General features: G+C 40.0%; 10 protein-coding genes. All 10 read left to right on the top strand.

The genetic code is table 11. The annotated features are described in order from the left end of the window. The first annotated feature begins 288 nt into the window (after positions 1 to 288). The 10 genes from RMY27_RS19880 to RMY27_RS19835 all read left to right on the top strand — a co-directional run bounded on the left by RMY27_RS19880 (position 289) and on the right by RMY27_RS19835 (position 15297). Positions 289 to 4767 carry a translation initiation factor IF-2 N-terminal domain-containing protein gene (locus RMY27_RS19880; RefSeq protein ID WP_322666088.1) on the top strand — a complete coding sequence of 1493 codons (4479 nt, stop codon included), beginning with the start codon at positions 289 to 291 and terminating at the stop codon, positions 4765 to 4767. A 425-nt stretch (positions 4768 to 5192) separates the two neighbouring features. Next, on the top strand, positions 5193 to 5687 hold the full coding sequence (locus RMY27_RS19875) for a hypothetical protein (RefSeq protein WP_322666087.1): 495 nt from the start codon (positions 5193 to 5195) through the stop codon (positions 5685 to 5687). Positions 5688 to 5747: 60 nt separating this feature from the next. Further along, positions 5748 to 6221, top strand: coding sequence for a hypothetical protein (locus RMY27_RS19870; protein WP_322666085.1), 474 nt, complete (start codon positions 5748 to 5750; stop codon positions 6219 to 6221). 181 nt (positions 6222 to 6402) lie between these two features. After that, a complete protein-coding gene (locus RMY27_RS19865) occupies positions 6403 to 7230 on the top strand; it encodes a P pilus assembly protein, chaperone PapD (RefSeq protein WP_322666083.1) in 828 nt (275 codons plus the stop codon). 204 nt (positions 7231 to 7434) lie between these two features. Further along, positions 7435 to 10074: a carboxypeptidase-like regulatory domain-containing protein gene (locus tag RMY27_RS19860; RefSeq protein WP_322666081.1), complete on the top strand. Its 2640-nt coding sequence runs from the start codon at positions 7435 to 7437 to the stop codon at positions 10072 to 10074. Positions 10075 to 10404: 330 nt separating this feature from the next. Further along, positions 10405 to 10611, top strand: coding sequence for a hypothetical protein (locus RMY27_RS19855; RefSeq protein ID WP_322666079.1), 207 nt, complete (start codon positions 10405 to 10407; stop codon positions 10609 to 10611). Between the two features lie 192 nt (positions 10612 to 10803). Then, positions 10804 to 11262, top strand: coding sequence for a hypothetical protein (locus RMY27_RS19850; protein ID WP_322666077.1), 459 nt, complete (start codon positions 10804 to 10806; stop codon positions 11260 to 11262). A 7-nt stretch (positions 11263 to 11269) separates the two neighbouring features. Beyond that, entirely contained in the window at positions 11270 to 13159 is a 1890-nt protein-coding gene (locus RMY27_RS19845; RefSeq protein ID WP_322666075.1) for a hypothetical protein, read from the top strand. Positions 13160 to 13349: 190 nt separating this feature from the next. Then, positions 13350 to 14489: a glutamate--cysteine ligase gene (gene gshA, locus RMY27_RS19840; protein WP_322666073.1), complete on the top strand. Its 1140-nt coding sequence runs from the start codon at positions 13350 to 13352 to the stop codon at positions 14487 to 14489. 346 nt (positions 14490 to 14835) lie between these two features. Beyond that, complete coding sequence (locus tag RMY27_RS19835) at positions 14836 to 15297, top strand: tRNA (cytidine(34)-2'-O)-methyltransferase (RefSeq protein WP_322666071.1); 462 nt, start codon at positions 14836 to 14838, stop codon at positions 15295 to 15297. Positions 15298 to 15628 lie beyond the last annotated feature (331 nt).

The following is a 15628-nucleotide window of genomic DNA, read 5'->3' as shown; positions in this document are numbered from 1 at the left end:
ATGTCAAGCCGAGATACAATGGTAGACATAGCCGAGACCCCATTTTTGTTAAATATTTTTAGTCTCGGTCTTTTTTTGTGGCTTTTTTACCGATTCTCCATCAATCGTAGCGTAGGCGTAACCCGCACTTCGGCTGCGCTCAGTGACCACCGCAGGCATCGCCTTTTTGTATGTTCAGTTTTGAAATCTATACATAGCAAGCTTTTTGGCTTTTTCAACCCGTCGAACTCACGTTAAAGTTAAACCCTCAATTGTCCTTGAAAATTTTGTTGGCAAAGGCAGTACTGGATGAACAACGGCAAACTTAGAATATACGAACTAGCAAAAGAATTGAATTTGGATAGCAAAAAGCTATTATTAATTTGCGAAAAGCTCAAAATTGTAGTCAAAAGCCATACCAGTACAATCTCAGAATCTGATGTAGAACGCATTCGTCTAGCAGTAAGCAAACTAACAGCAAAATCCTCGAAAAGTAAAACAAACTCTGAAGATTGGGGCTATATGTTTATAGCTTCAGCAATTGATAGTTTTATCCGTCATCTTGAAGGTGAAACCGCGCTGAAATCATATCCCGAATTTAGGGAGCGGCGCGATCGCGCCAATGAGTTAATGTATGAATGTGTCGGTAAAAAGCCCTCCCTATTTTATGTGCGTCGCAAAGGTGCGGGGAAAGAAGCAAGAGAAGAAATTTGGGATTTGACAATAGCAACAGACTCCGATGATTTTCCATTACCTGCAAGACTTGAGAAGCTCAGAAAAACATTAGGATTTAGAGCGGCTGTACCAAAAGATGGACGCGGCGGGATAAAAATACTTTCGGCTCAATTGTTACAACCCTCACGGGGACACGCTGATAGCTATGCTATACCTTGTCGCTTGCGTCTGTTACCTAATCATCAGCATCATCTCGACATTCCACCCGCAACATTAAAACGCATCGCAGCCGCGCCAGTCTGTGGCGAAAATGTACCTACAGAAGATCAGCTTAAGGCTTGGAAAGCGTTTTTGCAAATTGAGGAAAAAATTGCTAAAGCACGTCAGTTTTGCGTGCGTTATGTAAGTCATAACTATAACTTCAAAAGACGAATCAGTTTTGAAATAGATGTAGCTTCAGCCACCCTTGACGGGTTTTATCAAAATTCTCTTGATGTAGAAAACTTTTGGGAACGAGCTAGACGCACAAAAAACGAAGATTTAAAGCTTTTTGAAACTGCTCCCGTCGGCAAAAATTGGATTAGTGGTCGTCAATTAGGAACTGTTGAAGAAGTTGACCCCAACCGTTGTATTATCAGTCTCAGATTAGAACGCGACTTAGCTGAATTCATGGCAACAGAGCGTTATAAGTTGCCAGATACAGGATTTTTATGTTTTGAGGCAGTTGGTGATATTCAGCAGATTCAGCGCAAGAAAAAAGCTTTAGATGATTTGAATAATGGCTACACCCAAAATCCATATTTGGGCAACTTTTTATTCGATGCTTCTCAGGCTAGACAAATCAAAACAACTGTTGAACTTCAACCACAAGATTTGTTGTTATCTTCTGCTAATCCTGGCCAGAAAGCAGCAGTAGAAAAGGTACTTGCCGCTAAGGATCTTGTTCTTATCCAAGGGCCGCCAGGTACTGGTAAAACTACCGTAATTGCCGAGATTTGCTATCAAATTGCCCTTCGCGGTGGACGCACTTTAATAGCTTCTCAAGCTAATTTAGCAGTAGATAACGCCCTGAGTCGATTAGTTCACAACCCAGTGATTCGGGCTGTACGCAAGGGAAGAGCCGAAAAAGTTGGGGAAGAAGGACAACCATTTTTAGAAGACCAAGTAATTGGCAGATGGCTAGAAAATACAGCGAATGACTGCGAAAACAATCTTACTCAACGGCTGGAAAATATCCAAAATTTCAGTCAATTACTAGCATCATCACAAAGATTCACAGCCTACTTTCAAGCAGAGGAAGAATTCAATCAGCAACAAAATAAATTCACTAAAAATAAGTTAAAATTAGAGGCAGATTTTAAAAGTCAAAAGAAATTTTATAATGAAACAGTAGAAAAACAGAATGACATTGAATCCCTAATTGCAGGACTAGACAATATACTAAATACTGCACCAAATATAAACTGGGAAGCTCCAGAAGTTACAGATTTTTTGCCGCTTCTTAAGCCATATACAGAAGGTAACAATTTAGTAGAAGAATTTTTAGCAAATGTTCGTCAAACCATCAAATATACTGATGAACTTGGTTTTGTGCGTCCGGCGCTTGGTGCTTTTGGTTTAGCGGTTTGGTTGCGTGAAACTGTAGCAAGAGAAATTTCTGGATTTAAAACTGCTTTGACTTATGCCCAAAATGCAAGTAAAGCCATCTTAGAAGTTGCAGCATCAGTACAGATTGTCCAGCAAAATTTCGCCTCATTAAATCAGCTACAACCAGATTATCAGAAATATCTTGCCAAACAGCAAAACATACAGCAAACAATCCAGATATGGGAAAATCGCAAACGCGAAATAGATTATATTATCTCAGCAGTTAAGGAATGGAAATCTACAGCACCTTCTGTTCTCTATCAAACTTTAAAAGAATGTCAGCAATCAGGTTTGCCATTAACAGAGAATTTAGTAGACTTGCCGCTAGGTTTGTTAATGTTTGCTAATACATTAAAATTACCAATAGTACCAAAAATTTACAAAATTAACCTGCCAGAATGGGAGTTATTGACAAAAGCGATCGCTTATGAAATAGACGGAGGTTTTACTGACAGGCGGGGTAAACAGCATAACTTTAGCTATTTTTTACAACAAAATTTTAGTCAGATTCCAATGGTGCTATCAAAGAGCGATCGCACCCAATGGGAGCAAACTTATCAGCAGTTTAATAATTATCAGCTACTCAACCCAAAACAGCGAAAATTACTAGTTGAAAATACCCAGTTTTTCTTAATTAGAATGAAAAAAACCTATGGTACATCATGGGAATGGAATAATATCGACTCTACTCTCACCCGAATTACACAAGAATTGCTAGATACAATCCTTGCAAATGCACGTCAATGTGTTTTAAAAGTCAAGACGGAAACCGATCAACAGCTTCAGCATCTGCAACGCCAATTAAATGAACTTCAAAAAAATGAAGTTAGTCAACAGCAAATATCCATTACTCAAGCTGAGGTAGAAAAAGCACAGCAGGATGCTAACTTGCAGCTTGGACGAGTTATAAATATTTTGCAAGAACTTAATCAACAAAATATTCCTGCTCAATTACGCATTCTAACTGAACAATATCTTGCAACACAATCAAAGATTTGGGAGCAGCCACAAGAATTTTCAAATCAAGTATATTCTTGGGAAACTTCCATTAGCCAAATTGAAAACTTAATTTCATTATTAGAACCCTTTGCTGTGTTAGAGATGATTAAAAATTCTCTCTATGAGCATTTATCAAAGGTACAACAAGAAACTGAAACTTCCCTACAGCAGCTTCAAAAATTACAAATTAGCCTACGCGAAATAGAACAAAAATTACAACCACGACCATCAGAAGGTTTAATAGAAGAAAGAAGCTGGTGGTTGACAGAATGGCAAACAATACCGGATAAATTTAAACCAGAAAAATTTGCTAATGACTTGTTTAATATAGAGTTATTACGCAGCATAAATATTAGCTTTGAATCTTGGCAACAGCAATTAAAAAGAGATGAAGATTATCTCAATAAATATCAGAATTTTGTTCAAGATTGGATAGGAAAATTAAGAGAGCCAACTGAAGGTGATAGTGACGATTTAAGGCGCATATATCTAGATAATGCCAACGTCGTCGGTATCACCTGTGTTCAAGCTGCAAATAGAGGTTTTTCAGAAGAATTTAAATCCTTTGATGTCGTCATCATTGATGAGGTTAGTAAGTGTACTCCACCAGAATTACTAATCCCTGCTTTGAAAGGTAAAAAATTAGTCATGGTAGGCGATCATCGGCAATTACCACCCATGCTTGATACTAGCACTATAGAAGAAGTTGCTCAAACAATGGGTAATACACGAGATGAACTACAATTCTTAGAAGAATCACTGTTTAAAAGCCAGTTTGAATCTGCTGATGAAAGCATCAAACAAATGCTAACTACACAATATCGAATGCACCCATTTATTATGGGAGCAATCAATCAGTTCTATGACGGTAAACTAGAATCTGGTATTTTGGAACCTGACACAAAACGCGCACATCATTTAGCAGGCGAAATTATCCAAGAATCTCAGCATCTTCTTTGGGTAAAAACGCCGATAGAAAATCAATTTTTAGAGCAACGAAATGGAACTTCTTACTTTAATACTCCAGAAATTGATGCGATTGAACGTCTGTGTCACCAATTCGAGACTACTTGGGCTTATAAAGTTGCTAATGGTGAACCGAAAAAAGAAATTGCTGTAATTACCTTTTATGGCGCTCAATTAAGAAAAATTGATGAACGTCTACAATCTGAACTTTTCCCTTCATTAGAAATTCGTACTGGTACAGTAGACAGATTTCAAGGGATGGAAAGACCTGTTGTAATTGTGAGTATGGTTCGCAACAATAGCAAAGGAGATGTAGGATTTGCCAAAAAGCCAGAACGGGTTAACGTTGCATTTTCCCGCGCTCAAGAACTACTAATAATTGTAGGTTGTCATAATTTATTTACCTATCAATCAGGTAAAGTCGGAAGTATGTATTCCGAAGTTTCGAATATTGTAAGTCTTCATGGGGGTTTCGTTGATGTTTCTCGCCTCTTCAGCTAAACCTATTGATGACAATCTCAAAAATTGGGTAGATAAAGTTGAAGCGATCGCCTAATCAAACTAATACCAATTATAAAAAAGAATGCGGCAAATAGACCATCTGTAGAGACGCGATTCACCGCGTCTTTACCCAAGGATGTTTTGCAATCCTTAATTGAATTGGTATAACCTCACCAGAACTAGCATTTTTCGCTACTAAATCTCGGTTCTGAACCACTCTGTAAAGTGGTGTGTGTAAGCATGACATCAATCGACAGATGCAGAAAACCTAAATTTCATAAACGTAACTTAGGCTAAGTATCTTAACGGAATTTACCTCTAAAGATATAAGTAGCGTATTTATGCGGTCGAAAATGTAGCATTTAATAGTTAATTTAAGAGAAGCACTGAGATAAGACAACGCTGAGTAATTAGTTAACTTCTTTATGCTTTACCGTCTAGCGTTAACCTCTAGCCTGGTGCTGGCAAGTGCATTAAGCGTGCAGGCATTCGTTCTAGATCAAGCTGTGCTAGCTCAAAGTGCAGATGTTCCGTTCAGTGGAACAGTTCCAGCTGAAGCTACCTTTATTTCTCCTGCCTCTGGCACTGCTGAACCAACTATTTCTAGCTATTCTGGCGGAATTTCGACAAAGTTGGAATCACAAACTCCCGCCACTATAGGTGTACAAAACAGCACATCTGCAACCGTTACTGTTTCTCCTCCCAGGCTTGTATCTGGCCCTAGTCCTGATCCATCTGGGACAACGCATATTGGCTTTTTAAAATTTGATTCGACCAATGTTCGCAGTGATGTTGGTGGTGGAAGCGCAACTTTGCCAGCAGGTAGCACCAATCTAGAGGTGAATTTGTTAGTAGAACGACCAGTAGGGTTTACGCCAGGAATTTATACCTACGTTGTCACCTTAACCATCGCACCATAACTGCTTTTTTGTTGATACTTCGTTTGATTGAACTCTAATTCATTTGAGAAGGATTTAAAAATGATTCGTCGTTCTTTATTAACCGCTGCTTTGATAATTGTTGGTTCTGTTGCTGTTGCACCCAAAACAATGGCACAAACTGCTGACGTTCCCTTTACAGCAAATGTCGGTGGTGTCTGCAACTTCGATCAAATTATTCCTGGTAAATTAGGGCTTAACCAGCAGACTAATGCAACTGCACTAGCGGGTGGATTTGCCGGAGGGCAATTTGGTAAGGTTTTTGTTAGCTGTAACCAAGGTGCCAGAGTGAGTATATCTAAACCACAGCAGACTGGAGGCCCTGGCTTTACACCCATTCACTCTGCCGGGATGATCAACTCACCTTTTGGTAGTACGAGTTCTCAGGGTGGTAGTCCTGTGTTACTACCCTCTGGTAGCGGTTTGCCTTTGGATATAGACATGATTGTAGATAAAGGCAGTCCTCTTGTTCCTGGAAGCTACAGCTATGTGACAACCTTGACTATCGTGCCATAGTCTAAAATTTTTCCAGTTTTCCTTCAGATTGATTGAGAAAAATAATTGCTGAATATCTTGTTGCTAGAGAATAAATCTTCAAGCGACAAGATATTTTTCTGATTACCTAGAGATAAAATAAGTCTGCTTTTGGGAATTATAGATCAGGAATTAAATTGACAATCCTGCCATATTTATAAATATGCTTAATAATAATTGGCGCTCTCTAGCTGCTGTTAGTGCTGGCTTATTCGCCCTAATTTTGTTTCCTGTTGCAGCTAAAGCACAAATGAGTGTTTCTCCTCTGGTGATTGAAGCCAAGGCAGAACGCGGACAAGCCCAAGGAATGATTACAATTTCCAATACCAGTAAAACTCCTTCTCGGATTCGGATCTATGCTCAACCTTTCACATATAGCCGTGATGCAGGGTTTCAAACTTTATCCTCTAGTCCCAGTGACCTGACAAAATATCTACAATTCTCACCACGTGAGTTGACTGTCAAACCAGGAGAAGTTCGGCGAGTGCGCCTCATTAGCCGCTTGGCTCCTAATTTACCTGATGGGGAATATCGTGCGGTAGTGTTTAATGAAACTCTCAGTGAATCCAAAGATGCTGCTGGTAATAACGTTACTTTGGTGGCACGAATTGGCGTGACGTTTTACGTCAGAAAAGGCAATCTTTCTCCACAATTAGTGATTGATAGTGCCAGCTTTAACCCAGAGCAAAAACAAATTCAAATTTTAGTTCGTAATAACGGTCAAGCAACTGTTCTCCCTAGTTTAAATTGGATTTTACGTCAAGGGCAAACTGTTGTCAAAACTGGGCAGGTAGATACTAATGCTGTGGTGGCAAATAGCGATCGCAATTTCTTATTAAATTACCCCAGCAAAGACCAACCAGCCCTCAAACCCGGTCAATATCAGCTTAGTGGTGAGTTGTTTTGGGGTGAAGACAGTAAAAAAAGTAAGTTGCCCTTCAATCTAAATATTACTATTCCTACACAATCAGCTACATTACCAAATAAATAGATTGTGTAATAATTCATAATTCGTAATTAATAAATTCAAATTAAATCTGGCATCTATAGCCTGATTTGAGAGAATTAGTCTTGCTGTAAAATACAGCATTAATATCGATAATTTTGCCTGTTGCGTGGGAATGATATGTTGTAGAGACATCGCATTGCAATGTCTCTATTTTGATAATAGATTTGACTTAGAACTAAAAAATTTGTGCAACTTCGGTTATTAACTAGTACAGGCAAATGTCTGCTAGCTGCGATCGCTCTTATCTGTCAAATTATTATCACCCCAGCTAAGGCAGATACGCCTGCAATTCCAAATCAGCCAACGGCCACAACTGCTCAAGTAGCTAATAATTCCGAATTTAAAGTTTTTCCCGTAGGATTGAATGTAGGGAACCGCAATGTCAATCCAAGCATTTTAGTGCGTGGTCAAGAAGATGGTTCCGAAGCAATTGATTTTGCAAATTGGCTGTTACCCTATGATGCTGTAATCCAAGGGTTGAAATTAAATATTACCACTTTACCTGATGGTCAATTAGAAGTGCGATCGCCTAGTGTTGTGACTCGCATCGACCCAAAAAAACTTCGCACCGATCCAGAATTAGGATTAGTCTTTACAATTCAAGATTTACAAACTCTATTTGGCGTAACCGCGAAATTTGATATCAATGAATACGCCATAGTTTTAGATGTTCCAGGATTAGATCAATCTAGTGGCAAACTGGCAGAAACGGAAACTCCAATTCAACTAGAAGGATTACCACACATTGCACCTCAAAAGTTTAGTGTCGCCGCAATTGAACAAAAGGTAAATGCTAGCGGTAGTGCTACCAGATCAACAAATTATAGAGGTGATCTCCTGGCTGTTGGTAGTGCTTTCGGTGGTTCGTGGTTCATCCGCACGGATCAACCAAATCTAGAAAATCCACAAACTTGGAATATTGCCGAAGCGCAGTTTCTGCGACAAACTAATTCAGCCGATTATTTTATAGGTTCCCAGCCAACGTTTTGGCAAACTCAAGGAACAGGAGACTATTGGGGTTTTACATCCATTCAACGACAGGGGTTTGTACCACCTCAACCCTTCGGTGGCGGTTCTTCTGATCCTCGCCAACGTTTACAAGCAGATGCTATTGGACGCACAATTTCCGGTAAGACTGAACCAGGTACATTAGCTCGATTAGTACAAGGTTTTGGTGATCGCGTGATTGCCGAAATTTTAGTTGATTCGTCTGGCATTTACCGCTTTGAAAATATTAAAAGCCAAAATCAGTTTTTAGGCAACAATTATCGCGTCTTGCTTTATCCCCAAGGACGACTCACCGCACAACCAGAAATTCAAGAAGCTACTTTTTCTACAGTCCCAGGACAATTACCAGCAGGTGCTTCAGCACTTATCGTTTCTGGTGGCTTACGACGGGATTTTGTGGGAAATCAAAGTTTGTTGGGCAACTTTTCTGACTTTCGGGGCGGAATAGCTGGGCGTTGGGGTTTATCGGAAAATCTGACAGTAGGCTTAGGTGGAGTGTACGACGAATCGCCTAGAGCCTTAGCAGAATTATTTTGGCGTCCGGGAAAGTTACCTTTGCAGGTAGCAGTTTCAGCACTTACGGGTAATAAGTGGGATGTGAATACAGATATTCGCTATAATCCATCTTCTAGCTTGAGTGCTGCATTTATTAGCGATCGCTTGTCTAGCCGTTTTAATCTAGATTGGCGAGTTTTGCCTCAATTCACCTTATTCGCCAGTACTGACACAGCTGATGCAACATCTGGTGGAATGCAAATTAACTTGAGTGGCAAAGATGCCTTTACCTTTGCCCGTGTCAGCTTAGATACTAAAAACCGTCTGCGCTGGAATTTGTTGCAACGTCTTGGGAGACTAGAATTAACGCAACGCGGTAATGAAATTAGCAGTTTGTCGGAATTGACTTACAAATTTTCTAAAAATAGTTTTTCTAATAGTGGCAGCACCCTGCTGTTAAATTATGAAACACAGAATCAAAATCGTAGCGACAGCTTGGTAAGTGTGAGTTGGCGCTATCGTTCACAACAACAGGCGATTGATGGTAACTATAGGTGGGAAGCGCAGTTGGGCTATGGTATTGGTTCTCAGGGTAGTGGACTACTAGCCACATTATCAACGACAGTTTTACCAGGTTTGCTACTACGGGCGCGTTATCAAGGAGTATCGCCGAGTTCTGATGAAGCAACTTTCAGCATAGATTTAGCTTCTAGCCTGAATTTGCAAGGGGGTATTAGTCCAGGCGATCGCCGTTCTAATTACTTCCGTACACAAGGCGGACTTTTGATTAAGCCATTTTTTGACCGGAACAATAACGGCAAAAAAGATCGAGGGGAAGAAGTTTATACAGATAACGCTGATTTATTGTTGACTTTGAACAATAAACCTCTTAAGTTATTTTCACCACAAATCCAGGGCGATCGCACTTTGGTAAGGATGTCTCCTGGCGTTTATCGCCTCGACCTCGATCCAGCAGGTTTACCTCCTGATTGGCAGGCTGCGGCCGAATCCTTAGCTGTTGATGTGATTGCTGGGAGTTATACCCTTGTGATGATTCCGCTCATTCGTTCTTACACGCGATCGGGGGTAGTCACAGATGCTCAAGGCCAAGCGATCGCAGGCGCACGAGTAGAAGCCATACAACCAGATCGGGGGACTCGGCGTTTTTCTGTCACCAACGGTGCTGGAGTCTATTATTTAGAAGGCTTGCCACAGGGTAAATACACTCTACAAATCAACGGTAAATCTGCTGGTAGCTTGCAATTGCAAGAGTCTTCTGAAGCATTCCAAGAACTTAATTTGCAACAGCCGTCAATCCCTTAACAGACTTCTAAAAAATAAATTCTCCCAAATTATTTTTAGATTAATCTGTACACAAATCGCAAAAGCCTTTTTCTCCCTGCTCCAGCAAGAACTGGCGGTCTAAATGATCAGTAAACTTCTTGCGAAAGTCGGGGTAAAGGTGAAGGGGAAAAGGGTAAAGAAACTCAAAATCCTTTCCCTTTAACCTTTACGCTTTTCCCTAAGAGGGCAAAAATATATTTTTACAAGAGGTTTAGTATTTAGCCGGACACATTTCTGGAAAAGATATTGTGGCATGTGTAGTAAGAAAGCAACTATCACTTGATGCTCAATTTAGCTCAAGGGGGTCTAATGATTGATCGCTTTTTGAATCTAATTTTTATCGATTCTTTCGCTGTAGTAATTAACCTGACATTTGGTACATTACTTCGCACTAAAATCTGCAATTATTCATGGGATGGAGTTGGAAATGATGAACTTTCAGCACCAGAAAGTAGCGCTAGTTCTTCTAAATCTCCACCATCCTTAGAAGAGGTACAAACCACTCATCTTCCATGAAGCCTGCCTGCTGTAGCGATTCTCATTTGAATTAAATATAGGCTTGCTTAGGGGCGTACATCTGTGCGCTTCTATGAGAATTTATGTTTATTTGTGGTTAATTATATTGATTGTCACAAGCAATAACTAGAATTTTAATGGGAATACGGTAAAATCCAGAAGAACTTTTATTGTTACCAACGCGGGTTAAGAATGGAAGCAAATTTTCTGACGGCTGTTTTTCTACCCTTGGCTCTATTTATTATCATGTTAGGTATATATGCACCCGGGCTGGCAGATAAACCTGTAAAGTGGCTGTCTTTATTTTTCCTAACGGTGGTAATTACTGGAGTGCTGTTGCGAGAACGGAATAATTTTATTTCTTATGTAATAGATGTGGGCTGGGGAACTCTGGTTTTGAATATAGTAGCAATGGCTTTAGGTTTTGCGATCGCAACCTTAACCCGATTAGGAGAAAAAAGCGTTACGGCAACTACCATAGAAGTAGGAATTCAAAATGGGACTCTGGTGATCGCGATCGCTTCTACCCCTATGCTGCTAAATACTCCCACAATGGCCATGCCTGGGGCAATTTATAGTCTGCTAATGTTTGTGACTGGTGCTGGATTTGCTTGGTGGTCTAGTCATCGCCAAGAGTTGTTGAAAGCATAAAAGTAGTTTGCCTCATGGGTTACAAGTATTTGTACAAATTCAATTATCCAATCTTATTCCGTTGATGTTTTTCGCCTCTTCTGCTAAACCGATTGATGACAGTCTCAATAATTTTGTAGACGAAATAGAAGCGCAAAGTCCTAGTTTATCAGTTTTAGCAGCGCGTGAATTCCGTTATAGTTTGCGTCAAACTCAGGTAGAAGTAAATATCAAGGAACCCCGCCAGTTTAACGTACTTGAAGAATTTATTATCCGCGCTGCTATTGAATTTCAACCTCCGCCAACGGAGGATGAATTAGCCTCTGTACTTGGGCTTGATTCTGTATTTATAAAAACTACTACTACAACTCTTCGTTCCTTACAAACTCTATCACCAACATCGCCACTAACAGTTACTCCTGAAGGTCGCTCATTTTATGAAAGAGGGTCTGTACCACAGCCGCCATATCCTATACAAATTTATGCTATTACAGACCCTTTAAGCGATAAGATAACCTTTCAATCTGAATCCTTAAATGAGACAGTAATAAATTTGCCTGATTTAGCAGACTTTATAACTATTGATAATACAATTGCTGATATTGCTTCCTTACCTCTTGAAGAAATTCAAAAAAGCATTCAAGCTTCAGGTTTAGCACTTCATACACCAGAGGAGGGAAAAATTGTCACTTCCTGTAGGGTACTAGCTTCGACTCAAAAAATTTGGAGAAAAATATCGCTTTTCATTATTTTTGATGCTCTTGAAGATAAATTGACTATTCAAATAAGAAATGGAAAGCAAATTTTAGAGTCAGCATCTAACTGGTTAAAAGTGTTACATACTGAAGGTAAAATATCCTTGCAAGCATTATGTAAATTGTCAACTGAAACCATCAATCTTGAACGTCAAGCCATTTTCAAGCAGAAAAATACTGAAATAGAAGCTAGACTTGAAAATATTCGCCAAAAGGCGCTAGAAGCTGCCACAAAAAATACTAGTGAGATAGATAACTATAAAGCGTTAGGTGAAGCTGTACAGTTACGCGATGGACAGATTGCTCAAGCTTTTTCAGACGTTTTAAATTTGGCTAAAAGTCAGATTTTAATTTATTCTCCTTGGGTTAATCAGGCAGTTGTCAATGAAAAATTTCTAAATTTATTACAAAAATTAGCTAATCGCAGAGTTTGGATTTTAATTGGATATGGAATTGCACGGCTACAAGAAGATGAAGATAAACCAATTCCACCAGAAGTAGAAAAAAAACTTCGAGCGATCAAAACGCCTGATGGTTTACCATCTGTACTGATTTTTTGGTTGGGAGATTCCCATGTCAAAGAAATAATAGTTGATCGAGAAATCTATCTTTGTGGATCTCATAACTGGCTATCTTATCGCGGCAATTATTTACCACTAGGCGAGTTAGTTTTTAAAGTGACAATTCCCCTTCAAGTCCAGGAAGCTTATGAATTTCTCGCTAATCGCTTCCAAAATCACGCTCAAAAATTATGGCAAGATGCTCTAGAAAATCGCGATTCTAAACTTGCGCTAGAGTCTTTATGTGTATGGGGTGCGCTAGGTATGGAAGATATTGCACTCAAAGAGATACAGAAAAATAATTGGTTTGAACTTTTGCCTGTATGGTTGAATGTAGCACTACAGGGATTAAAGTCGAAAAATTTATCAGATGATTCAGCAAGTTTTCAAACTGCACTTTCGTTGCTGAGTCAAGTTTCTATTGAAGAGACTTTTATTGAGTTATTACAACAGGGATGGCGTAAAGTTCTCGGCGCGATCGCAATTAATAATCCCGAAACTGCTTTAAACTTACTTAGTGATGAAGTATGGGCACAATTTATACGTCTCAAGATTGTTCAAGAGAGTGATTCACCCAATGATTTTATTTTGTCCTGTACTTAACCTACACTAGGATATTTTTCATACTTCAATAGTAAGAATTTATCAAAGACAGCCCAGAACAAATATGCCGTCTTGATTTCGCGGGGATTGGCAATTAAATGATTCTTAACCTTTGATTGACTTAAAGATAGATCCAGAGATTCGTCTTGTTCGATACAATTTATAGGTAGAGAGAGCCGAGGAGAACAAGGTGGTCTTATTAAAAGGCTTTGAGATTGAGATGTATACTGGCACGCCTCAAGGTGAAATCGTCGGTCTCTCCGACAAAATCGTTGCGGCTTTGGATGGATTTATGCGCGAACCAGATAGCCGCAACGTCGAATACATAACTCAACCATCCCATAATTACGAAAATTTGTTGTGTGCTTTGCTGCGTCCCCGGCGGGAGTTGCGAAACTACCTCAATCGTCTGGGCGATTACACCCTGATACCGGGGAGTACTTTATCTTTGGGTGGGGGCGATCGCTTTCTCCGTTCCGATCCAGCAAACCCCTATCATGATTACATTGAGAACACCTACGGCACGAAAGTAGTTACCGCCAGCGTACACATCAATGTCGGCATCAGCGATCCAGAAGTATTAATGCGGGCGTGTCGAGTCATCCGTATGGAAGCGCCCCTATTTCTCGCCCTCAGCGCCTCATCTCCCTTCTTGGATGGCAAAGCTACTGGCTATCACTCCACCCGTTGGGGCGTCTTTCCACAAACGCCTAGCCATGTGCCCTTATTTGCCAGCCACGCCGATCATATCCAGTGGGTAGAACATCAACTCGTTGCCGGAACCATGCAGAATGTGCGGCACTTGTGGGCATCGGTGCGACCAAATGGCGATCGCCGTCCTTATGACTTGAATCGCCTAGAACTGCGAATTTGCGATTTAGTCACAGATCCCATTGCCTTATTAGCTATTACTGCCTTATTAGAAGCGCGTTTGTTGCAAATAATCGAAAATCCCAGCATCGATCCGTTAACCCAAAGTACTTTCTCTGCTGAAGAACTTGTTACTCTGACTGCTGACAACGAAGCTGCTGCTGCTGCTGGTAGCCTTGATGCTCAGTTGAGGCATTGGCAAGATGGCAGAAGCATCGTAGCCAGAGATTGGATTGCTCAAATGTACCAAGATGTTTGGGCAATCGCCAAGCAACAAGGTTTTAGCTGTTTCCTTTCCCCTTTGCACAAAATCCTCCGCGAAGGCAATGAAGCTCAACAGTGGTTGCAATTACACACGGTTGGTTTTGACACCCAGCGCGTCATCACTCAGGCTATTATCGCCACCCAAGAGCGCGAAATCGAACTCGAAGACAAATTATGTTCGTCTCTGCTGGGTTAACTCAAAAGGCATTGGGGATTGAGCATTGAGAAAACACTTTGTTTTATCCCCTTATCCCCTTTTTGCCCCACTTTCGTCTTCATACCAAATGGAAGATTTTATTGCAGTCACTACCAGCCCCAAAAGACACAAGTACTTACTTTTTCTACACAAAACTTAATATTTTCCGATAATAGCCAAATCTCCTCTCAGGCATTGATCTGGGATGGTTTGTATTTCCTTTAAAAAATCTAATCGATAGAGGATGCTTGATTATTATTAACAAAACCTATGAATAGCCTCTACCTTTTGGTAGATTTAACATTGACCATAAATTGTTTTATACAATACTTAAATTATACGGATAATGCCTCAGGTAGTTTTAGTCAACCCGCAGATACCTCCTAATACAGGTAATATTGCCCGTACTTGTGCAGCTACAGGTACAGAGTTGCATTTAGTGGGGCCTTTGGGGTTTGAAATTAGCGATCGCTACCTCAAAAGAGCCGGCTTAGATTACTGGTCTTATGTCAAACTACACTATCACGAATCCCTCGAAGCCTTTAAAACCGTACATCAAGGGCGTGGCGGTAGGTGGTTGGGTTATACGGTTCGTGGAAAGTGTAATTATGTAAGCTTTCAGTTTCAACCTGATGATTGGCTACTGTTTGGTAGTGAAACCACGGGCTTACCACCAGCAATTTTGTCAGATTGCGATGCGACCCTGTATATTCCCATGAGCCAACCGGGGGTTCGCAGCTTGAATCTGTCAGTAAGTGTGGCCATTGGCTTATTTGAAACCCGTCGTCAGTTAGGCTATTTAGAATAGTTGCTTACATTTATGGTTATAAGTGTATTTACTTATAAGCTTTCCAGAAACCTATTAGAAGATTTATTTGTGATTGCAAAAATTTTCTTGGTGACAGCAATAATATGTAAAAGAATATACCGAAAATTGTATTTATTCGCAAAATGTAGTGGAAGATACTTACAAGTATAGTAAGGTTATTATAAGAAATTTGTATATGAAACTTGGGATATTGCCAAATTTGAATGATAGATTTTGATGAATTTAAAACATTCTAAACTAGGAACGAAATTGCTAAAATCCAGTCATTTCTTACATTTGAGCTATTTTGGCTCAATCAATGACAGAAATC

The organism is Nostoc sp. DedQUE09, from assembly GCF_034530915.1.
Classification (GTDB): Bacteria; Cyanobacteriota; Cyanobacteriia; order Cyanobacteriales; family Nostocaceae; genus Nostoc.
This window is presented reverse-complemented; position numbering and strand designations above follow the sequence as displayed.